This window comes from Aerococcus viridans (assembly GCF_001543285.1).
GTDB lineage: Bacteria > Bacillota > Bacilli > Lactobacillales > Aerococcaceae > Aerococcus > Aerococcus viridans.
This window is the reverse complement of record NZ_CP014164.1, coordinates 1,009,994-1,031,098: the sequence shown is the minus strand read 5'-3', so window position 1 is coordinate 1,031,098 and position 21,105 is coordinate 1,009,994. Positions and strand designations below refer to the sequence as shown.

The window sequence follows — 21,105 nt, the reverse complement described above, 5'->3', positions numbered from 1 at the left end:
CAAATTTATTATTCATCTACTATTTATCGTTGTTAGTAAAACCGTCTATGCGACCATTAACATCAACTTTGGCATCATCAAAAGATTTTTTCGCATCATTGACTTTTTCTTCTACTTCACCGCGAGCTTGTTGCGCTTTACCTTTACCTTCTTGCTCTGTATCGCCAGTAACTTTACCGACTGCTTCATTCACTGACCCTTTAATTTTATCGAAAGTACCATTGTTTTCGTTTGACATGATATCATCCTCTTTCTCTAAAATATATAAACATTATAACATATAAGTGTTTACACTCAAATCAAAGCACTTATTAATAATAAAATATTCAAAAAACCACTAATCAGGTTGAACTAGCACGTATTTTTTGACATTCTTGTATAAATCGTGATATTATTAGGGGAACATTCACGGGGGTGTTATTGGATTCGACAGGCATGGCCCGATGTATGACTACTGCTCGGAGGTTACGTCTTCGCAACAACGTTACCAGTTTAAATATAACTGACAAACAAGAAACAAACACTTTAGCTTTCGCTGCCTAATAACAGCTAGCTAAGATTCGCCCGGCGTCACCTATGCGCTGGTTCCGAGTCCTATTATAGTAGGTTACGTTCTAAGCTTCCGTCTGGAGCAAGGAAAAGAGATTAATCAGACTAGCAATCTAATTGGTTTGTTTATTCACCATTAGTGCGCAAATTCGAGAATAAACTATAGTGGTAAAAGTTATATAATCGGAGTGTCTGGACAGGGGTTCAAATCCCCTCACCTCCATAATTTTATTCGAGCGGTAATATACTGCTGAGGTATAAAAAAAGCGCTTAGGAAAATGGTTCTTTTACAAATAGTGTTGGTAAATAATTTCAAATATCGCGAATACGTTATTTAGTATTTATTAATAGGCTCTTCGTCAAATAGGACTGATGAGTAATATCTGCCAGGTAATCATTAGATTGCCTGGTTTTTTATATACTCTTTTCCATTATTCATTTTGGTTCTGTTGCAAGGTTTTAAATCTACTATCAAATAAGGTAGCATAATAGAAAAAGATAGCAGGAGGAATGACGATGAATCATTTTAAAGGAAAGCAATTTCAGCAGGATGTGATTATTGTAGCCGTGGGCTACTATCTTCGTTATAACCTTAGCTATCGTGAAGTTCAAGAAATCTTATATGATCGTGGCATTAACGTTTCTCATACGACGATTTATCGTTGGGTGCAAGAATATGGCAAACTACTCTATCAAATTTGGAAAAAGAAAAATAAAAAATCCTTTTATTCATGGAAAATGGATGAAACGTACATCAAAATTAAAGGAAAATGGCATTATTTGTATCGAGCCATCGATGCAGATGGTTTAACCTTGGATATTTGGTTACGTAAAAAACGGGACACACAAGCAGCCTATGCTTTTCTTAAGCGGTTAGTGAAGCAGTTTGATGAACCGAAGGTTGTAGTCACAGATAAAGCCCCCTCTATTACAAGTGCCTTTAAGAAACTAAAAGAATACGGCTTTTATCAAGGGACAGAACATCGTACCATTAAATACCTGAATAATTTGATTGAACAAGACCATCGTCCAGTAAAGAGACGCAATAAATTCTATCGAAGTTTACGCACTGCCTCTACCACGATTAAAGGCATGGAGGCCATTCGAGGATTATATAAGAAAACCCGAAAAGAAGGCACTCTCTTCGGGTTTTCGGTCTGTACTGAAATCAAGGTATTATTGGGAATCCCAGCTTAAATCATAGATACCGTAAGGGATTTTATTCTTTATTTAAAACTTTGCAACAGAACCAATTGTAAATTCGTCGATAAAAAAATAGTAGTGTAAATCCACCGTCGTGTATATTACACTACTAATCTTAGTATGTTTGACATAGAACCATTTTTATTCCCTAACGTCAAATATTGTACAACCGAAATACGTTTCTAATGTAAAAATATTTTTTAATTAAATTAGAGGAGTCTGAGATATACCAATCCGATTAACGTCATGAGGGGAAGCGTAATGAGAAAAACAACATCATACCACTTCACTTTAGTTTGAATGTAATGGGTCCGTTCTTCAGAAAAACCTTTTGCATGCATTGCCATTGCCAATGCATCAGCCCAACGTATAGACCGAATGAGGAGTCCGATCATGGGTCTATAATCAAATTTCCCCAATTTAATTTGTCTAACTTGATAAGTTAGTTTTGCTTGTGAATAATTTTTCCTCATTGAAGGGATTAGATAAACAGATGCCAAAACACCATAAGATAGACTATTCGATAACTTTCCTTGCTGAACCATACTAGCAATTAACTCATTTGGATAGATAGTCAATGCTGTTAATAAACCGAGTACTGCGAAAGAAAAGATACGTGTCCCTAATTGTAGCCCATTTAAAAATGTAGCATCTTCCATAACAAAACGTGTTGATTGCGCAGATAGACTAATGTCAGTACCGCCAGTATGACTAAACTGCCATCCAGTAATGAAGAAAGCACATGATAAGATAAGAGCTGGAAGAATGATTTTTAATGCTTTCCTCAATTTAACTCTTTTACTAGTAAATAGAAGTAAGAGAACAATCACAATTATAAAAGTATTGAGGCGCCAGTCTGGTGAGAACATTAAGAGTAAACTGGTGACTAAAACAGTTACTAGTTTTATAAATGGGTTAATGCGATCAATCATAGGACACCTCAATTAACTCTTGGTTTTCTAGTAAATAACCACGATCAGCATAGTGCTTTACTAATTCCTGATCGTGACTGGTGAAGATGATGGATGTTCCATTTTGCCTGAGTTCATTTAAATTATTCATAATTTCGAGTGCATTTTGTTTATCTTGACCGTAGGTTGGTTCATCAACTAGTAGCAGTCTCTGTCCTTTAATTAACATACAAAGTACTGCTAATCGACGTTGTTGACCCTGACTTAAAAGCCATGGTGAAGTAGAAGCTTGATCTTCTAAGTTATGTCGCTTCAAGAGATTAGTGATTAATTTTGTAGTTTCTTCTTCATTCTTTTCAGGATAAACAGCTTGCACTCCAATCTTCAATTCTTCAAAACATGAAGTTGTTAAAAATTGAAGAGAAGGATCTTGAAAAACAACTCCAATTTGAGAAAGCCAATCTTTCCTATTCTTAGAATCAAACTTTAAATCTTTCATATGCATAGTCCCGTCAAAAGGATATTCCCCCAGAATCGTCTGAAAAATAGTTGATTTACCGGATCCACTTTTTCCTTGTAATGCAATTAATTCTCCTGGGTAAATCTTCATGTTGCAGTTTTTTAATAAAATGCGGTAAGGATGCCACATTTTTTTCAGCCACTTTGTTTTATATTCTCCTAGTTTAATCGTAATATTTTCGATTTGAAAAATAGGCTCCAAGTTATTTGATACTTCTGCTCGTTGCAGAGGTCTTTCTAGTTCTAATAATAACCCTTCTTGTTCAAGTAGGGATTGATCGTTAGTAGAAAGTGGATCAAGTGAGATATTTGTGTCTAGAAGTTGCCCCACTCGACTTAATACCATCATTCGGTCAACGAATTGCCACCTATCAAGACGGTGATCGATGACTAGAATGATTTTATTTTGTTTTTTTAGTTCTAAAATTGTTTCTTGAAGTTCGTTTGCTTTTTGATCATCCAAGTTAGAAAATGGTTCATCTAATATATAGACGAGTGGATCAATGATTTCCAAACATGAAAAGTTTGCTCGCTGTAATTCTCCGCCAGACATGGCATCAAAAGAACGTTCAAGCAATTCGGTAACTCCTGTTTTCTTTGCGTGTTCTTTAACCATTTCATCCATTAATGAAGGATCAAAACCTTTGTTCTCTAAGCAAAAAATTAATTCTTGATAGAGATTTTCCATAGCAAATGCTAGTCGGGCATTCTGAAATGATGCAGATATATACTCCATAGATTCCTGATTGTCCATAGATAAGATGTCTTGTCCCGAAACAGAAATTGTGCCGGAATTTAATGTCCCGCCATTTTCAGGATAGTATCCTGTTAGAACACCTGCTAGTGTGCTTTTTCCTGATCCACTTGCACCCGCTAGGAGCACAATTTCTCCAGGATTGATTGAAAAACTCATATTTGAAAATTGTACGCTATTTTCTAGATAGAATTCTAATTGTTCAACAACAAGTCCGTGATTATTTATCTTTTTCATGACTGACACCATAAGATTTCAATAGTCCAGTGTTGTCTAAAGCAATACAAAGTTTATGTGCAATAAATCCAGTAAAAATAAGTGAACTTATTAAACGAATAACAAAGATAGCTATAACAATAGAAATTTCAAGTGAAGCATAATCGTTTCTGAATGCAGTCCAGATAAAACTGAAAATTGTAGCCAAAACGGCACCTACCATTGAATTTCTCATGTTATAGCGACGATACTTCGTAAACATATAAGGCAATTCAACACCTAAACCTTGGATAAAGGCACTTACTATAACAATTGGACCAAAAACATTTCCTAAAACAACTTCTATGACAGCGGCAAATATTTCAGTAATAATACCAACGCTTGGCCGTCTAAGAACATAAAGAGCAACAACAGGTGCCATAAACCAAATACCATAAAAAGGTTCATATCCTAAAATACCAATACCTACTGGAGTAAGGGCAGTTGTTAAAGCAGCTCCTAAATATAATGCAATTAAATAAACAATTCCAAATGCGACAGAGATTAATCCGATAAAAATAAAGTCTCTTAATTTCAGTGGTTCTTTATTCATAATGATTCACCTTCCGGTAAGTTACAGAGTAAAGAAGCTTCTATGATATAATGACTAACATCTTTGCCAGCCCTTTCTGCAACATATTCTAAATAATCAAAGACATCATGTACATCACCTTGTAAGTAAGTCGTGTAATGTCCACTTCCAGCAAAAACACCTCGGTCAATCCCATTGTTAACAACCTCTTCAATAAGTGACATATAGTTATCAGAGCCCATTGGATACAGCGAAAACTTACCAACAACGGGGAATGATATTTCGCGGCTGTTGCGGTTATTTATACGCTTATCATCATAATCAAGCGTGTAGTCTGCATCGTGATCTCCTGGGCAACCTTTCGAGATAGTCATATGAATACTCATATGTACATCATCATGATATGCTTGAGAAAATACTGCTCGAACGCTGTCAAATACAGCCGATTCTCTACCACGATAAACCGTTGAAGTGGGATCAGTTTCACTCCACACCATTGAAGTATCTACATTTTCAAGTGAAGATAGGATAATATCCACAAAGTCATCAGACATTGGTGCTAAGTTGAATCTAATTCCGGCAATTCCTTCTTTTGAACCAGGAACGCCTACTGCACAACTACCATACGAGACATATTCTTTTTTTGACAAAATAAAAACTCCTTTTCCAGTTAATAATCCAGAAAAAGAGTATAGTAAAAATTACAATCTTCCTACGCAACAATAAAGTTGATCAGGTTCACGAATCTGCTTCTAGCACTCTCAGCCTCCTTTAAAAGGCTCTCCGGATTAAATAACTATTTAATTTTGTTAATTCAGTATACTAGAAAAGAAAATCGATAGCAAACTAAACATTTTTTATTATTTTAGAATTGAAAAACGAGGGGAGTGTCAATAATTCTGTGTAAATGGACTTCCTGACTGCAGAACATTCTTTAGCCAATAGCCATGGCATGCAACATTTCTTCCAGCTTGCCTTCGGCCAGTTGGAACCCTCGGTGGCTGCTAGATAAAAATTTCTGAATGGATACGGACCAGATTCTCGAAGAGATACTGATCGGCTAATTTCTGAGCCTCAGGGCTATCATCTCTCACTTCCATCACCTGAGCAAAGATACCCTCAATGTCTTCTTCCCGTTCAGGCAATACCCATTTCGCGATGTAGCTAGAGTTTTCCTCCGCGAGCGCTTTTGCGCATCGCCAATCACTGGTCCGTCCATCGTTTCGCAGTGGGCGCTGGCCGTCAGGGGATTTAGGAACAGTGCCCCTGTGGCTGCCAAGACGGCTCCTGTTGTCATCATTATGTTCTTTCTCATATTCAATTCCTCTTTCTTTTTTTAATCATCAATTGATGGTTCTATCATAAGAAAAGAAGGAGGAAAAAAATTGAAGAATATCAAGTTATTGCTTTTATAGTAGTTTTTCTAATCCGAAAGGCTATACTTTCGGCTATTCGCCGAGATGGTGGCCGGTTTGTAGATAAGGAGCAGGAGGGCGGCGATTACGATGCTCGCAGTAGCAGTGGACCAGCCCGCGAAACCTCCCAAAGTATTAGACAAGGCATGGTAAAGAACCAAGAGAAAGACGCTCCCCTTTATGGAATTGTAGAGCCAAACATAAATAACTGAGTCCATCATCGCGTCGACAAACCAAGGCAGCAGCGGATACGTGGACATGACATTGTCCAAATTAAACAGGAGCGGAGCATGCCAGACTGCCCAGAGGACACCGATGATCATGCTCGCGACAAAGGCGCTATAGCGCTTCTGCAGGTGCAGGAGCGCGAACCCCCGCCTGGCTACTTCCTCCACCGGGATAGCCGCAACGACGTAGGTGGCAAAGGAAAGCAGCCAGCTCCTCCTATTGGTCGAGAGCTCAATGCTTGGGCTAGGCCCCCGTCTTGACGGATAGAGGGAAATGCCAGCAAAAGCACAAGAAAGAGGCTGGCAACATACCACTTGAGTGGAAGCTGCCACTTCAAGAGCGGCTGGAAGATCTGACTATAGGCCTCGTCTGTTCCATGCAATGTCAGCAAAAAAACATTCACTCGCTACCCCCTAACCCTTCCCCTTGTTTTACTTTCTATCTCCCCTTACTCAAGACCAACCTATTCAAAAATTATCCAGCACCCTACCACCCATTTTTAAAATCTAACCCATTCAAAGACGCAAGGGCTGACTACCTAACCTTCCTTTTTCTGCTCAAACATCTTGCCGCCCTTTTCAAATCTCTCCTTTAATTTGGATAGGTTACACTGAGTTGGACAGAAAAGATAAGGTGTGTATACTAAAAGAAACACACTGGAGGAATCTATCATGTCAACGCGCAGAAAGAGACGCAGTTACTCAGATGAATTTAAACATCAAATCGTAGACCTACACAAAGCAGGAAAACCAAGAAATGAAATCATTTCAGAATATGAACTAACCCCTTCCACTTTCGACCGCTGGGTCCGCGAGAATACTGACTCGGGTTCTTTCAAAGCTCAGGACAATCTGACCCCTGAACAAAAAGAACTGAGAGCTTTAAAGAAGCGAAATGCTCAATTGGAAATGGAAAATGATATTTTAAAGCAAGCGGCGCTGATATTCGGGCGAAGGTCGAAGTAATCAAAGCAAACAAACATAAGTATTCTATATCAGCGATGTGCCGTGCCCTCAAAATTAACAGAGGATCTTATTATTATGAAGCCAAAAAGAAAGAAAGTGAATCAGAACTCGAACAAGCAATCATTGAAGAATTCGCAAGAAGTAATAATGCGTTCGGCACGCGGAAATTGAAACCTGTACTTGAAAAGAGAGGTTTTACTGTCTCTCGCCGTCGTATCGGTCGTATAATGAAAAAATTCCATCTCGTCTCAAAATATAACCGGCCGTCTTACAAACCCCAGAGAACCGGTGTTAATCAAGCTAGAATCGAAAACATCCTGAACCGTGAGTTCTCACAAGAAGAGCCGATGAAAGTGATCGTCACGGATTTGACTTACGTCAAAGTAGCTACTAAGTGGTTTTATGTATGTTTTATCCTTGATTTATTTAATCGTGAAATCATTGGTTATTCCGCTGGACCGCATAAGACCGCTGACTTAGTCATGCAGGCCCTGGCGACAGTTAAGGGCGATCTACATATGGTGAACACTTTTCATACCGATCGAGGAAAAGAATTTGATAACCATACGATCGATGAATTATTGGATACCTTTGACATTGAACGCTCGTTAAGTAGAAAAGGAAATCCGTATGACAATGCCGTAGCGGAATCGACATATAAATCGTTTAAGTTTGAATTTGTCTACGACAATCGATTCGATACACTCTATGAACTGCAGGTCCAACTTATGGACTACGTCCATTGGTGGAATAATTTCCGTCCGCATGGCGCACTAAACTACGAATCTCCCATAGACTATCGTAAAACTTGGGAAGAAGAACAGTCTGAAAATGGAAGAGATAAGTCATTCGTCTATCGGTCGGCCACTGAGTCAAAACAGTATGAGGCCAGGACGGAAAGGGTGGTCTTGCCCTTGTAGTCGTGGACACAGACTGTTACATTAATTAGCCGATCGATTGAACGAAAGGCTTCCGCCATTCGGTTGAGAGAGGCAAAAAGAACGTGAACTTAATTATCTTTTACACTTTATATTTTCTGTTCAATAATGTGTTGACATTCCAACGTTTTCTTTTTGAAGTCTTAGAAAGATCACCATTCTCTTCATATTCCTTAAACCATTTGTATAAAGCTTTTGAAGAAGGATAGCCTAATTCATGAATGACTGACGCCAAAGAGTGTTCGTATTTGATGTAAAGTTTTACAGCTTTCATTCTTTCTTCGTAAGAGTACATGGACATTCTCCTGACTTATAGTTGTCCAAGATTATGTCCGCACCTCCAACTATGTACTTCTCTATTGCAAAACACAACAATGCATAATCATGCCGACACTTCCAATTGAAGTTTCAATTATTGTATCTGCAGGAGCGAGTTGCGCTTTTATATATGATGGTAATTGGTTATAAATCGATTGGTTAATGGAATGATCCAGTGCAGAAAAAAGTACATTTGATTTTATGGATAAGATTTCTACGGAATCGTCACTTGTTTTGCGACAGGTATAAATAGCTGTTTGAGTTTCAGCTACAGTGGGTTTTGTTTCACGATTAAATGTCTTGAATACTTCTACAAATTCTAATGCGCCATAGGTTCTTCCAGGACACAATAAAATGAGCGAGTCATTGGTTAGGTATTTTGCCAATTCTTCAGCAAAATAACGGTGAACAAAAGATGGTGTGGTTATCAAGATGAGTTCTGGATCTCTCAGAGCATCTTTCATATCTGTTGTAACTAAATCTAGTTGAAAAGATCCCTCTACTTCTCCAGTTGTGTGGATCGTATTTGTTTGAAGTAAATCAATAATTTCTTCTTCAAATCGATTCCATAAAGTAACTTGGTTACCTTGTTCAACAGCATGAGCTGCCATTGCTAGTCCAGTATTTCCTGCTCCTAAAACGGTTATATTCATTTGTATCCCCCCATGAGTTAGTTGTTCTATCAAACAATCTTTCAATCGAATAGTTGGCTACAGTTAGTCTACGTTAAACGAGTATCATATTAAAACGAAATGATTAATCAATGATATTAAAAAGATACAAACCCATTATTCTTATCGAAACAAACAACAGGTTTGTAGACTATTAAAACGATGAAACATATCCTTGAATTAATTTAAATGTATTTTCTAGTGCATCCACGTGTGTTCTTTCCATACCGTGACTACTTGATACACCTGGTCCAATTAAAGCAGCACGAATATTTGCTCCCCCACCTAAAGCTGCAGAAGCATCACTACCATACATTGGATAAATATCTAAAGCATAATTTAGCTCTTTTTGTTTAGCATAGTTAGCTAATTTAGTCGTTAAATCATAATCATAAGGTCCAGATGAATCTTTCACACAGATTGAAACGTCATATTCATCACAATCTAAATCATCACCGATACATCCCATGTCAACAGCTAGAAGCTCTGTAATGTTTTCTGGAATCCAAGCTGCACCATGTCCTACTTCTTCATATGTACTAAAAATGAACGTTAAGTTAGTCGTTGGTGTCACATTGTTTTCTTTTATCCAAGTTAAAATAGATACCAAGACCGATACTGACGCTTTATCATCTAAGAAGCGTGATTTAATAAAACCAGATTCTGTAATCATAACTTTTGGTTCGTATGCAATAATATCACCATTTTGAATTCCAAGTTTTTGAACATCTTCTTTACTTTCGACACGTTCGTCAATCTTAACCATTAAACTATCAATGTCACGATCTTTAGTTGCCGCATCTTTAAAAACATGAATAGATGGTGATTTAGATAGAATAGTTCCAGTATATAATTGACCATCTCGAGTAATGATTTCACAATATTCACCATCAAGAGTTGGAGTTAATGGTCCACCTAACTTTGTTAAGGCAAGTGTCCCATCAGCATTAATCGAACGAACCATTAATCCTAGTGTATCTACGTGAGCACTTAATCCACGTGTGATAGTTGAATCTTGTCCTTCAACTTTTACCATTAAGTTTCCTTTTGGTGTAGTTGTAGTTTTGAATCCTAGCTCTTCAATTGATTCTCTTAAAAAATCAATTGCATCTTTTGTATAGCCAGTTGGGCTATTAATAATTAGTAATTCTTCTAAAAAATTCAGTGTTTGTTCTTTTTGAAACATCGACTTCACATCTTTCTTTGTAATATACCTTCTTGATAAAAGATAGCATATTTTACGCTGATTTCAAAAAGAGAACTCAAAAAAACACTCCTATTAAAGGAATGTTTTAGTTTGGCGTTACAACTGATATGAAATAAATGTTATCATTGAAATTCAGCTAGTTTATGAATGGTTTCTTGAATGTCTCTTAACTCCTGAATTAATGCATCATATGAATCATTAATTAACTGAGTTGTTGAAACAACGGAGATTGTATAAACCAACTGTTCGTCCCTAAAAATTGGAACAGCAATACTAGCATAGCCATCTCCAAGCTCATCTCGTTCAATTGAAACATTATTTTTTGTAACATCCTTTAGTTGTTTTTTTAAAATATTGGGATCTGTAATTGTACCTTGTCCATATTTTTCCCATCGTACCTTACTTAAAACTTGATTTAAATGGGTTTCGGATAAATGCGCTAGAATTAACTTTCCAGAAGCGGACGCCGTTAGTGGAAAATCTGTTTGGTTATGAATGCTGAGCATATAACGCGAACGACTAGGTTTACGTTCAATTAAAGTGGTAATACTCAAATTTTCAACACTATGAAATCGAGTAGAAACAAAATACTGATCTGCTATACGCTGTAAATCACCACGAATCATTTCAATAATTTTTTCCGTATAATCATACTGTGCTATCTCAACTTTTTCTAAAAAGTTTGACCCTAATCGATAATGTTTATCTTGTAAGTCGTAAGATAAATAATTATAGTGCAGCATAGTTTGAACCAATCCACGTGTCGTATTAATATTTAAATCAACTTTTTCACTAATTTCATTTAATGTCAATTCTTTTACTTCTTCTGTAAAACAATCAATAATTAAAAATGCTCTTGCTAATGATTGTATAATTTTATAACTTCCAGACACTTTTATCCCTCTTTACTCTTGCTAAATTAACCTTGCCACAGAGCTGTTATACCACTTAATGACTGAATTCCTAAGTATAATGTAGCAACAGCTGCAATAACACCTAACACAGTTAACCATATAGGATGTTTGTAATCATCCCCTACGATATTTTTTCGGTTAGCTCCTATTAGTATTGTACCTAAAGTGAGAGGTAAAATTAAGCCATTTAATGATCCGGCTAAAATTAATAACATAACGGGTTGTCCAATAAAGGCATATACTATTGTTGAAAACACTATAAAACCTATAATAACTAAGTTATTATATTTTTCTAATAACGGATGAAATGTTTTCAAGAATGATGCACTTGTATAAGCCGCACCAATTACTGAAGAAATTCCTGCAGAAAAAAGAATGATCCCAAAAATAATTTCACCTGGACGACCTAAGGCAATTTCAAATCCTGACGCTGCTGGGTTACTAGGATCTAATCCAACGCCTGATGAAACAACACCTAAAAACACAAAGAATAGTAACAAACGCATTACACCAGAACCTAAAATAGCAAATGTTGCAGAATTCGAAGCAATTTTTGCATTTTTAACACCCGTAATTCCTGCATCAATTAATTTATGACCACCAGAGAATGAAATATACCCACCAACTGTACCTCCAACTAATGTAATTATAGGTAAAATCAGACTTTCAATATTTTGAGGTCTAATCATACTTTGCAATGCTTCTCCTACTGGTGGTTTTGTAACAACCGCTACATATAGCGCTAATATTAGCATTACTACACCAAGGATTTTAATAAATTGATCAACTAAAGATTGTCCGTTTTTTGAGATAAAAATAAGTATAGCAATAATTCCTGTTATAACAGCACCAATTGTGTAGTCTATACCGAAAATAGCATTTAAACCTAAACCTGATCCACCTACGTTACCAATATTAAATGCTAATCCACCTAATACAATAAAGAAACTAACAACATATCCTAATCCAGGTAAAACTTTATTCGATAAATCTTGTGCATACATTCCAGTTACAGATAATACACGCCATACGTTAACTTGAGCTGCAAATGCAATTACAATAGCTAACATAATAGCAAAAGCAAAATTAGCACCTAGTTGCTCTGTAAAATTTGCCGTTTGAGTTAAGTATCCAGGTCCAATTGCGGATGTAATCATTAAAAAGATACTTGTTAATAGATTACTTTTCAATTTTCTATTATCAGCTTCAGTTTCTAAAAGTGTTTTGTCATTATTCATTTTTGTTCCTCCAAATCAAGTTTTAAAATGTGTTAATCATAATATTATCTTCCTTTAATCCTTTTATAATTTCACGAACAAAAATAAGGGCTTTTTCTCCATCTCCATGTACACAGATACTATCTGCTTGGATGGAAATATCTTTACCGTCAATACTGGTTACCTTTCCTTCTTTTACCATACGAATAACACGTTCAACTGCATGTTTAGTATCGGTTATCATGGCACCTTCTTTACGGCGATCAACTAATGTACCGTCAGATTCATAAGCTCTGTCAGCAAAAACTTCGTGTACAATATTTAAACCAATTGCTTCTCCTGCTTTGACTAAGTGGTTATTCGCTAATCCTACTAATTTTAAGTTAGGATTAAATTCTTTCACTGTTTGGGCGATGGTTTCAGCTAGTTCAATATCTTTAAATGTTTGGTTGTAAAGTGCGCCATGTGGTTTAACATGATTTAACGTTAAACCAACAGTCTTTGCTAATCCGTCTATTGCAGCTAATTGGTATAATAGAAATGCTCGAACTTCATCTTTCGACATATCCATGTAACGACGTCCAAACCCTTGTCGATCTGGATAACTGGGATGTGCTCCTAGACCTGTTGAGCCACTTTCTTTTATTTTTAAAAGTGTATCCATCATAACTAACGGATCGCCAGCATGAAAACCACAAGCTACATTAGCAGAAGAAATTAATGGAATAATTGCTGAATCATCTCCAATAGTATAATTCCCATAGCTTTCGCCTAAATCAGCATTTAAATCAACTTTATACATTAGTCTCCTCCTTCAATAATGTGATTATTTTTTAAAAAGTGAATATTGAGATCATTCGCCTGATATTTAGGATGATCCATAATATATGCTTGAAAATCTAAATTTGTTTCTACTGGTCCTATGACTGTTTCGCTAAGAACACGTCTCATTTTTGAAATAGCGGCTGATCGATTATGGCCATAGGTGATTATTTTCGCAATCATCGCATCGTAATGTGGTGATATTGTAAATCCATGATATAAATGTGTATCTATTCGCACATGATGCCCTTGACTTAAGTGCAGTAATTCTACTTTACCTGGTGAAGGCATAAAGTTATTTCTAGGATTTTCAGCATTTATTCGAACTTCGATTGCTACACCATTCATATGGATGTCGGATTGATTAACCGTTAAGCGTCCGTTAAAGGCTACTTCTAATTGTTGTTCCACAATATCAATGCCAGTAATCATCTCAGAAATAGTATGTTCTACTTGGATTCGTGTATTCATTTCCATGAAATAAAAAGCTTTTTCCTTTTCAACATATAAATATTCAACTGTACCAGCACTCTCATAATGTAAATTTGCCATTACTTTAGCCGTTAATTCTGTGATATAAGTCCTTGTAGAATCGTCTAATATAACTGCAGGTGCTTCTTCTATAATTTTCTGATTATGATTTTGAATGGAACAATCCCTTTCAAATAAATGAACGGCTTGTCCTTTTCCATCTCCCAAAATCTGTACTTCAATATGGCGAGCATCAGTAATAAAACGCTCAAGATAAACACGACTATCATTGAATGAACTCATTGCCTCTTTTCGAGCTTCATGAAATAATCGCTTAAATTCTTTTTCAGATTCAATTAAGCGCATTCCTTTACCGCCACCTCCAGAAACAGCTTTTACCACCACTGGATAACCGATTTCTTTGGCAATGATTAACCCTTCATTTGCATCTCTAATTGGGCCTTCGCTACCTGGTATAATCGGTAAACCATTTTTCCCAACAGTATCACGAGCTTTTGCTTTATTCCCCATAAGTCCAATTAATTTGCCGCTTGGTCCAATAAATTTAAAGCCTTCTTCTTCACATCGTTGAACAAACGTTTCATTTTCAGCTAAGAAACCATAACCCGGATGAATGGCATCTGCTTGGCTTATTTTAGCTGCGGACAAAATCCGTTCGATATTTAAATAACTTTCCGAACTACTTGCTGGACCAATACAGTAAGCTTCATCCGCTAAAGCAACATGTAAACTGTCTTTATCGTCTACACTATAAATGGCCACACTTTTCATATTTTTCTCTTTTAGCGTTCTAATAATTCGGACAGCAATTTCACCTCGGTTGGCGACAAGAACTTTTGGCACAATTACTCCTCCTCTGTTCTAAGCAGCATCAATACTTGATCGTACTCAACCAGCTCACCATTTGTGACTAAAATCTCCTCTATCACTCCTGAATGGTCTACACGAACCTCATTAAATAACTTCATAATTTCGATTAGTCCAATTTGATCCCCGCTTGTTACTTTATCGCCTACTTTAACAAATGTATCTGTACTATCTTCATCCGGCTGAGTATAGAAAGTTCCAATTTGTGTTGAACGAATTTCAATTAGTTTTGAATCTTTGGGCACACTTTTCTCTAAGTTTGTTTCTGGAGAACTGCTCGATTCAACCACTTTATTTGAATAATTAGAATGAGCTTCTAATTCAATTTCTAAATCCCCATCTTTTACTTTTAAGCTTTTTAGATGATTATCTTTCATCAATTGGATTAATTCTTTTATATTATCCATTTTCATATTTTCACCTCATTAAAATTGTCTTAACTTTTTCAGCAGTAATTCTTCGGTAATCACTATGTTCTGAATCAATCTTTAAATAGTCATTGTTCAATAATTTATTCATTTCATCTTTGTATAGTGAAACTGCATCATCTAATTCGATTAACTCAAAATAGATTTCTTCTTCTGGTGGTATTTGTACTAATTTAGGTAAGTCTATTTTTGCGACGGTAGCCATCCGCTTGTATCCACCTGTGGTCTGTCGATCATTCAATAAAATAATCGGTTGACCATTTTTAGGTACTTGGATATTCCCAAGCTGGGTTGGTTCTGAGAGGATGTCATGAACGCCATCAGTTGTTTTTAAAGCTATTCCTTCTAAACGGATACCCATTCGATCACTACTCCGCGTTATCTTATAAGGGGTTTTAGTTAATGATTCTTTAGCTTCTATCGTTAAGTCATCATAATTAGGACCTGTAATAATTCGTATCGTTCTGGTATCTCCTACTTTTTCATTTGAATAGTAAGGAAATGTATGATTACTCTTTCCGTTATAAGCTATCAAATCACCCTTTTGAAGCGGTCTACCTTGATGACCCCCCATTGCTGTACGTAAGTGAGTCGAATAACTACCTAATTCTTTTTTTAGATGAAATCCTCCAGCAACTGCTAAATATGAACGGATACCATTTAAAGTTTTTCCAAATTTTACCTGATCTCCTTTAGCGAGTTTTATGGCTTTTCCACCAGTATATTGTCGCCCATTTATATCGATACGCATTTCAGCACCGACAACACTTATAACCGTATCCTTCATCACATCAAAAGAAATTCCTGTAAAATTCATTTCGATAACCGCTTCATTAATGTTATTGCCAACTAACTGGTTTGCTAGTATTGCACTTTTGTAATCTAAAACGCCTGCTGGTGAAATACCTGTCGACTGATGACCATAACGGCCCAAATCTTGAAAGGTGGATAAAATACCTGCTTCTTGTATGTAAAATGCCATTTAATCATTCACACCTTTCAATATGACTGAAACTTGATATGTACCTGTTTCAACTTGTTTTTGTATTTCATTAAATTCTTCATTTGAAATGCTATAAAACTTAATACGATCCCCAGCATTATATAAAATCGTATCCTCACCCCGACGTGTATCATAAAGCTGAATCGGTGTACGACCAATTAGATTCCATCCACCTGGTGAATCATATGGGTAAACACCCGTTTGTTGTCCAGCAATTCCGACAGAGCCTGCCGCAATATGCGTACGTGGTGTTTCTAATCGATCCATCGCAATTTCTGGATCTAAGCCACCCAAATAAACAAACCCTGGCATAAAACCTAACATATAAACTAAGTATTCATTATCAGTGTGTCTTTTAATCACATCATCAACTGTTAGATCTTTTTCTTCAAAACGCCAAAGATCCGGCCCAAAATCTCCACCGTAACAAACGGGGATTTCAACAACTCGATATGGGAATTCTTCATTATCGATTATTTCTAAATTAATCTGCTCAATGATTTCGATCAGTATGTTTTGATTTAATGTTAAAGGATCAAAATAAATCACCAATCTTGTATATGAAATAATCATTTCTGTTATTCCATTAATTTTTAAGCTGTCGATATATTTTCTTAAATTGACTATTTTTTTATTAATATCGGGACTTATCACATCACCAAATAGTAATGTTAACGAGTCTTCTGTGTATTGTTTAATTTCCAAATAGTCCACTACCTTTCTTGATAACTACATTGTAATCTAAATAACTATAATGTAAATATACAATTATATATACTTGGATGTCAATCGGAAAATTAGAAACAGATTAAAAAAACACCTATTGATAAAGTCCATATAATTGTGTAAAAGATAAAAGGCCATGTAACAGCCCTTTTACGGTACAATGTTTTTAACCACAAAAACATACCTAGGAGGACGTTACATGACCCAAGTACATTTTACACTGAACAACGAAGAGGTTCAAAGTATTATTGAACATTCGGTAAAAGATGAAGTTTCTAAAAATATTTTGACCACTGTTTTCAACCAATTGATGGAAAATCAACGAACAGAATATATTCAAGCCGATGATTATGAACGTTCAGAAAGTCGTCAGAGTCAAAGAAATGGCTATTATGAGCGAGACTTTACGACTCGTGTGGGCACACTCGAGTTAAAAGTGCCTAGAACACGTGATGGTGAATTTTCACCGACGGTGTTTGAGCGTTATCAGCGAAATGAAAAGGCACTGCTCGCTTCAATGCTTGAGATGTATGTTTCAGGCGTTTCGACACGTAAAGTTTCAAAGATTGTTGAAGAGCTATGTGGAAAATCGGTATCGAAATCTTTTGTTTCTAGCCTGACTGAGCAGTTAGACCCGATGGTCAACGAATGGCAGAACCGTTCACTCTCAGGTACGAGTTATCCTTATCTGATGACGGATGTTCTCTACATAAAAGTCCGTGAGGACCATCGAGTGCTTTCTAAAAGCTGCCATATTGCGATTGGGATAACAGAAGGTAGTGATCGTGAAATCATTGGCTTCATGATCCAAAATGAAGAAAGTGATGACACATGGTCCATCTTCTTTGAATACTTAAAAGAACGCGGTCTACAGGGGACAGAACTCATCATTTCTGATGCCCATAAAGGCCTAGTGTCTGCAATTCGTAAGTCATTTACCAACGCAAGTTGGCAGAGATGCCAGGTCCATTTTTTAAGAAACATCTTCAGTTCCATTCCAAAAAAGAATTCAAAACCGTTTAGAGAAGCAGTAAAAGCAATCTTTAAGTTTACGGATATTGAACTCGCTCGAACAGCTAAGAATGCCTTAATCGGTGAATATATCGACCAGTCTAAATATACAAAAGCTTGCGAAACATTGGATAATGGCTTCGAAGATGCCTTTCAATACACGGTTATCGGAAATGGTCACAATCGGCTAAAAAGCACCAACCTTCTTGAACGACTGAACCAGGAAGTCCGCAGAAGAGAAAAGATTATTCGGATTTTTCCCAACCGAACGTCTGCCAATCGATTAATTGGAGCTGTCCTTATGGACCTTCATGACGAATGGCTCAGTTCTACAAGAAAATATATTAAGTTTGATCAATGAGAGACCGGTAAAACATTGTATAGTATTTTACACAGGATTATGGACTTGATTCATTCATCAATCTGAAAACTCAATTAACGATATATCAGGGATATCCCTTTGACTTTTTTTATATTCACAAACAGAAGTTGAAGTCTATGCCTTTCTACTTCAATATATAGAGGTTGTTTCTATTGATGACAATAAACTAATAGTAGTAGATTACGATAACATCTTTCTTATTGAAAATACTACGAAGATAGTAAAAGCTGCCGTTAAAAATCCAGAACTAAAAACCATTACCATTTTTGAAGTAGTAATGGAAATGGTAATGGTTGGTAATGGTTTATAGCATTTGCTGGCAAAGTGTAAAAAGCAAAAGAGCCTTCAAACCGGCGTTTGAAAGCTCTTAGCAATGCTTAGTAAAGCTATAGTGGAGGTGAGGGGATTTGAACCCCTGTCCAAACACTCCGGTTGTATAACTTTTACCACTATAGTTTATTCTCGAATTTGCGCACTAATGGTGAATAAACAAACCACTTAGATTGCTAGTCTGATTAATCTCTTTTCCTTGCTCCAGACGGAAGCTTAGAACGTAACCTACTATAATAGGACTCGGAACCAACGCATAGGTGACGCCGGGCGAATCTTAGCTAGCTGTTATTAGGCAGCGAAAGCTAAAGTGTTTGTTTCTTGTTTGTCAGTTATATTTAAACTGGTAACGTTGTTGCGAAGCCGTAACCTCCGAGCAGTAGTCATACACCGGGCTATGCCTGTCGAATCCAATAACACCCCCGTGAATGTACTCTTTATAATATCACGAATTATACAAGAATGTCAAAAAATATGAGTCACTATAATCTGGTTAGATGCTTTTGAGTATTTTATAATTAATAAGTGCTCTCATTTGAGCGTAAACACTTATATGTTATAACATTTATATAATTTAAAGAAATAGGATGATATCATGTCAAATGAAAATAACGGTACTTTCGATAAAATTAAGGGTTCAGTAAATGAAGCAGTCGGTAAAGTTACTGGCGATGAACTACAACGCCATTAAAATGGCGTGTTTCTAGGAACACTCATGACTTGTTCCACTTATTTCAAAGCAAAACAGCGGTCTAAGCTATTTAACTAAGGCCTGTTCCAGGCCAATATTTAATATATTTTTAGCTGCGTTGATATCTCTATCGTGATGCATATTACACTTCATACAAGTCCAATGACGTATATTTAACACTTTTTTAACGCTATCATTCCCGCAATTAGAACATTTCTGGGATGTCTTGTGCGGATTAATAGCTACAAATGTCTTATCGTACATTTCGCACTTTGCCTCTAGGATTGTTCTAAACATCCGCCAGGATTGGCCAGCGATTGAACGGGCTAATTGATGATTTTTCATCATATTAGTCGTCTTTAAATCCTCTAGAACGATAACGTCATAACTTTTAACCATATCGGTTGTGATTTTATGCATGTAATCCTTGCGGATATTTTTGATACGTTGATGAATACGGGCCACTTGGCGTTTGGCTTGCTGGTAGTTTTTCGCATCCACTAAATTCACACCGTTCTTTTTGGCTTGTAAACGTCTACGGGCCATTCGCTTTTCCCAATAATGTAATTGCTTCTTATAAGACAAATGTAGTCGCTGACTTTGATATTTTTGACCATCAGATGTAATAGCTAAATCACTTACACCTAAATCTGTTTTTGATCTTATCGTCTTTTGCTTTTCTCTCCGCATAACGTCAGCGCTTGACCAGACCACAAGTCCAGCAGCAATTCCCACAGATACCCAACGCCCTATTTGACCTATGGCTATACCCAACGCAGCTCCGATTGCTACTCCAACACAAACGCCCATGTTCATAACTATCGACTCCATATCATTTCCCCATATATGATTCTTTAATTATATTTTATTGAGGAATTTTGGCAAAATAGTAATCATGTCTCCATATTGTTTTATTTAAGCAAAATTGTATATTATTTCTGTCTCTTCTTGGCCAAGTTCTCTCGTATAACGAACCTCCTTCATGGACAATTTTCCTGATTTATCCAAGGCGATAGCGGTTGTAGAAACTGTCCCAAAGTCTCCTTGGCCTTCGATAAAAATGCCTGATGCCTTTTTGGCCTGATCTAGAGTCAAAAAGCTAGGAAAATCTGTTAAACGGGGATTCGACTCGGTATTTTGAAAGTTTTTTAGCATTTTATTTAAATCAATTTCACCTTGCATTAAATGCGTTAAATCTTTCACCGACTGACTTTTCCGGTAGGCTGACAAATCATCGTAGGTGTTAGATATTGAATGAATACCTGCTGCATAATTAGTCAAGCTATCATCTACATTATTGTACATTTTGAGTTCTATTTTAGGATGAATTCGACCAACTAGTAGATGATACCCTTCAAACTGTTCTCTATGGTAACGTAAATTAGATACATAGTCACTAGCACTAATTTCCGAATCCAGGTAATCCATAATCAGGAACCCCCGGCTAATCGGGTCAGCTACTTGGCGGTCTGCAAAGGGATAATTAGTTAGCGCAGCAAATTTACCCGCCTTAGAAAAGGCCAACCAAGTCCCGCCTTGTTTCAAGTCACGGCCGCCAATAATGTTAGCAGGTTCTTCCCATTCATGAATAGGTAAACTCGCTCTTGAATAAGCCTCATCGCGGTTTGCGGTCAGAACGAAAGGGTATTCAGTATCCGTTTGAATAGAAAAAGTAATTAAACACATAGGTAACCTCTCAATCCTTAAAAGAAAAGCATGACAAAGTAGACGCACTCGCCTATTCTGTCATGCTTTTT

General features: G+C 36.6%; 22 protein-coding genes, 2 other RNA genes and 1 riboswitch. Of the genes, 4 read left to right on the top strand and 20 right to left on the bottom strand.

The window, feature by feature from the left end; all coding sequences use genetic code 11:
* Positions 1–19: 19 nt before the first annotated feature.
* Positions 20–238, bottom strand: a complete 219-nt coding sequence (locus AWM76_RS04965) for a CsbD family protein (RefSeq protein ID WP_003143875.1) — start codon at positions 236–238, stop codon at positions 20–22.
* Positions 239–410: 172 nt separating this feature from the next.
* On the opposite strand from AWM76_RS04965, the gene ssrA (AWM76_RS04960) reads away from it, so the two are divergent.
* Both ssrA (AWM76_RS04960) and AWM76_RS04955 read left to right on the top strand, forming a co-directional pair.
* Positions 411–775, top strand: a transfer-messenger RNA (tmRNA) gene (ssrA, locus tag AWM76_RS04960).
* Between the two features lie 290 nt (positions 776–1,065).
* Positions 1,066–1,746 (top strand): IS6-like element IS1216 family transposase, encoded by a 681-nt coding sequence (locus tag AWM76_RS04955; protein WP_001015311.1) that lies wholly within the window; start codon positions 1,066–1,068, stop codon positions 1,744–1,746.
* 215 nt (positions 1,747–1,961) lie between these two features.
* Here AWM76_RS04955 and AWM76_RS04950 read toward each other — a convergent pair whose 3' ends face one another.
* The 6 genes from AWM76_RS04950 to AWM76_RS11215 all read right to left on the bottom strand — a co-directional run bounded on the left by AWM76_RS04950 (position 1,962) and on the right by AWM76_RS11215 (position 6,680).
* Positions 1,962–2,684, bottom strand: a complete 723-nt coding sequence (locus AWM76_RS04950) for an energy-coupling factor transporter transmembrane component T family protein (RefSeq protein WP_003143655.1) — start codon at positions 2,682–2,684, stop codon at positions 1,962–1,964.
* Positions 2,677–4,173, bottom strand: a complete 1,497-nt coding sequence (locus AWM76_RS04945; protein WP_003143654.1) for an ABC transporter ATP-binding protein — start codon at positions 4,171–4,173, stop codon at positions 2,677–2,679. Before AWM76_RS04945 ends, AWM76_RS04950 begins: the two co-directional genes overlap by 8 nt.
* Complete coding sequence (locus tag AWM76_RS04940) at positions 4,157–4,744, bottom strand: ECF transporter S component (RefSeq protein ID WP_003143653.1); 588 nt, start codon at positions 4,742–4,744, stop codon at positions 4,157–4,159. The genes AWM76_RS04945 and AWM76_RS04940 overlap by 17 nt, the downstream gene beginning before the upstream one ends.
* The gene (locus AWM76_RS04935; protein ID WP_003143652.1) at positions 4,741–5,373 is read right to left on the bottom strand and encodes a YkoF family thiamine/hydroxymethylpyrimidine-binding protein; all 633 of its coding nucleotides are present in this window, start codon (positions 5,371–5,373) and stop codon (positions 4,741–4,743) included. The genes AWM76_RS04940 and AWM76_RS04935 overlap by 4 nt, the downstream gene beginning before the upstream one ends.
* 42 nt (positions 5,374–5,415) lie before the next feature.
* Positions 5,416–5,519, bottom strand: a riboswitch (TPP riboswitch).
* Positions 5,520–5,727: 208 nt separating this feature from the next.
* Entirely contained in the window at positions 5,728–5,952 is a 225-nt protein-coding gene (locus tag AWM76_RS11220) for a DUF6448 family protein (protein ID WP_420869281.1), read from the bottom strand.
* A 194-nt stretch (positions 5,953–6,146) separates the two neighbouring features.
* Positions 6,147–6,680: a CPBP family intramembrane glutamic endopeptidase gene (locus AWM76_RS11215; RefSeq protein ID WP_420869280.1), complete on the bottom strand. Its 534-nt coding sequence runs from the start codon at positions 6,678–6,680 to the stop codon at positions 6,147–6,149.
* A 357-nt stretch (positions 6,681–7,037) separates the two neighbouring features.
* Here AWM76_RS11215 and AWM76_RS10380 point away from each other — a divergent pair.
* A protein-coding gene (locus tag AWM76_RS10380; RefSeq protein WP_235585498.1) for an IS3 family transposase occupies positions 7,038–8,251 on the top strand; the annotation gives its coding sequence in 2 pieces (ribosomal slippage) (positions 7,038–7,323 and positions 7,323–8,251; 1,215 coding nt in all).
* Between the two features lie 100 nt (positions 8,252–8,351).
* On the opposite strand, the gene AWM76_RS04910 is transcribed toward AWM76_RS10380, so the two are convergent.
* The 10 genes from AWM76_RS04910 to pxpB form a co-directional block, all read right to left on the bottom strand.
* A complete protein-coding gene (locus tag AWM76_RS04910) occupies positions 8,352–8,564 on the bottom strand; it encodes a helix-turn-helix domain-containing protein (protein ID WP_060779350.1) in 213 nt (70 codons plus the stop codon).
* A gap of 61 nt (positions 8,565–8,625) precedes the next feature.
* Positions 8,626–9,240, bottom strand: coding sequence for a 2-dehydropantoate 2-reductase N-terminal domain-containing protein (locus tag AWM76_RS04905; RefSeq protein WP_003143900.1), 615 nt, complete (start codon positions 9,238–9,240; stop codon positions 8,626–8,628).
* A gap of 172 nt (positions 9,241–9,412) precedes the next feature.
* A complete protein-coding gene (locus AWM76_RS04900) occupies positions 9,413–10,444 on the bottom strand; it encodes a M42 family metallopeptidase (RefSeq protein ID WP_003143902.1) in 1,032 nt (343 codons plus the stop codon).
* A gap of 143 nt (positions 10,445–10,587) precedes the next feature.
* Positions 10,588–11,358 carry an IclR family transcriptional regulator gene (locus tag AWM76_RS04895; protein ID WP_003143903.1) on the bottom strand — a complete coding sequence of 257 codons (771 nt, stop codon included), beginning with the start codon at positions 11,356–11,358 and terminating at the stop codon, positions 10,588–10,590.
* A 26-nt stretch (positions 11,359–11,384) separates the two neighbouring features.
* Entirely contained in the window at positions 11,385–12,617 is a 1,233-nt protein-coding gene (locus tag AWM76_RS04890; protein WP_003143904.1) for an NRAMP family divalent metal transporter, read from the bottom strand.
* Between the two features lie 22 nt (positions 12,618–12,639).
* Entirely contained in the window at positions 12,640–13,398 is a 759-nt protein-coding gene (locus AWM76_RS04885) for a 5-oxoprolinase subunit PxpA (RefSeq protein WP_003143905.1), read from the bottom strand.
* Entirely contained in the window at positions 13,398–14,756 is a 1,359-nt protein-coding gene (locus AWM76_RS04880) for an acetyl-CoA carboxylase biotin carboxylase subunit (protein WP_039936090.1), read from the bottom strand. Before AWM76_RS04880 ends, AWM76_RS04885 begins: the two co-directional genes overlap by 1 nt.
* Complete coding sequence (locus tag AWM76_RS04875) at positions 14,756–15,190, bottom strand: acetyl-CoA carboxylase biotin carboxyl carrier protein (RefSeq protein WP_003143907.1); 435 nt, start codon at positions 15,188–15,190, stop codon at positions 14,756–14,758. The genes AWM76_RS04880 and AWM76_RS04875 overlap by 1 nt, the downstream gene beginning before the upstream one ends.
* A gap of 4 nt (positions 15,191–15,194) precedes the next feature.
* The gene (locus AWM76_RS04870) at positions 15,195–16,187 is read right to left on the bottom strand and encodes a 5-oxoprolinase subunit C family protein (RefSeq protein WP_003143908.1); all 993 of its coding nucleotides are present in this window, start codon (positions 16,185–16,187) and stop codon (positions 15,195–15,197) included.
* Positions 16,188–16,922 (bottom strand): 5-oxoprolinase subunit PxpB, encoded by a 735-nt coding sequence (gene pxpB / locus AWM76_RS04865; protein WP_003143909.1) that lies wholly within the window; start codon positions 16,920–16,922, stop codon positions 16,188–16,190.
* A 211-nt stretch (positions 16,923–17,133) separates the two neighbouring features.
* Between pxpB and AWM76_RS04860 the strand changes: the two genes are divergently transcribed.
* Positions 17,134–18,306, top strand: a complete 1,173-nt coding sequence (locus AWM76_RS04860; RefSeq protein ID WP_060779349.1) for an IS256 family transposase — start codon at positions 17,134–17,136, stop codon at positions 18,304–18,306.
* A 410-nt stretch (positions 18,307–18,716) separates the two neighbouring features.
* Here AWM76_RS04860 and ssrA (AWM76_RS04855) read toward each other — a convergent pair.
* The 3 genes from ssrA (AWM76_RS04855) to AWM76_RS04845 form a co-directional block, all read right to left on the bottom strand.
* Positions 18,717–19,081, bottom strand: a transfer-messenger RNA (tmRNA) gene (gene ssrA, locus AWM76_RS04855).
* Positions 19,082–19,414: 333 nt separating this feature from the next.
* Positions 19,415–20,179: an RNA-guided endonuclease InsQ/TnpB family protein gene (locus tag AWM76_RS04850; RefSeq protein ID WP_235585526.1), complete on the bottom strand. Its 765-nt coding sequence runs from the start codon at positions 20,177–20,179 to the stop codon at positions 19,415–19,417.
* An 84-nt stretch (positions 20,180–20,263) separates the two neighbouring features.
* A complete protein-coding gene (locus AWM76_RS04845; RefSeq protein ID WP_003143107.1) occupies positions 20,264–21,034 on the bottom strand; it encodes an NRDE family protein in 771 nt (256 codons plus the stop codon).
* Positions 21,035–21,105: the final 71 nt, after the last annotated feature.

Bases quoted from the DNA above. Each gene is read 5' to 3' on its own strand.
- AWM76_RS04965 (WP_003143875.1), bottom strand. From the start codon at position 238: ATGTCAAACGAAAACAATGGTACTTTCGATAAAATTAAAGGGTCAGTG.
- AWM76_RS04955 (WP_001015311.1), top strand. From the start codon at position 1,066: ATGAATCATTTTAAAGGAAAGCAATTTCAGCAGGATGTGATTATTGTA.
- AWM76_RS04950 (WP_003143655.1), bottom strand. From the start codon at position 2,684: ATGATTGATCGCATTAACCCATTTATAAAACTAGTAACTGTTTTAGTC.
- AWM76_RS04945 (WP_003143654.1), bottom strand. From the start codon at position 4,173: ATGAAAAAGATAAATAATCACGGACTTGTTGTTGAACAATTAGAATTC.
- AWM76_RS04940 (WP_003143653.1), bottom strand. From the start codon at position 4,744: ATGAATAAAGAACCACTGAAATTAAGAGACTTTATTTTTATCGGATTA.
- AWM76_RS04910 (WP_060779350.1), bottom strand. From the start codon at position 8,564: ATGTACTCTTACGAAGAAAGAATGAAAGCTGTAAAACTTTACATCAAA.
- AWM76_RS04905 (WP_003143900.1), bottom strand. From the start codon at position 9,240: ATGAATATAACCGTTTTAGGAGCAGGAAATACTGGACTAGCAATGGCA.
- AWM76_RS04900 (WP_003143902.1), bottom strand. From the start codon at position 10,444: ATGTTTCAAAAAGAACAAACACTGAATTTTTTAGAAGAATTACTAATT.
- AWM76_RS04890 (WP_003143904.1), bottom strand. From the start codon at position 12,617: ATGAATAATGACAAAACACTTTTAGAAACTGAAGCTGATAATAGAAAA.
- AWM76_RS04885 (WP_003143905.1), bottom strand. From the start codon at position 13,398: ATGTATAAAGTTGATTTAAATGCTGATTTAGGCGAAAGCTATGGGAAT.
- AWM76_RS04875 (WP_003143907.1), bottom strand. From the start codon at position 15,190: ATGAAAATGGATAATATAAAAGAATTAATCCAATTGATGAAAGATAAT.
- AWM76_RS04870 (WP_003143908.1), bottom strand. From the start codon at position 16,187: ATGGCATTTTACATACAAGAAGCAGGTATTTTATCCACCTTTCAAGAT.
- AWM76_RS04860 (WP_060779349.1), top strand. From the start codon at position 17,134: ATGACCCAAGTACATTTTACACTGAACAACGAAGAGGTTCAAAGTATT.
- AWM76_RS04850 (WP_235585526.1), bottom strand. From the start codon at position 20,179: ATGGAGTCGATAGTTATGAACATGGGCGTTTGTGTTGGAGTAGCAATC.
- AWM76_RS04845 (WP_003143107.1), bottom strand. From the start codon at position 21,034: ATGTGTTTAATTACTTTTTCTATTCAAACGGATACTGAATACCCTTTC.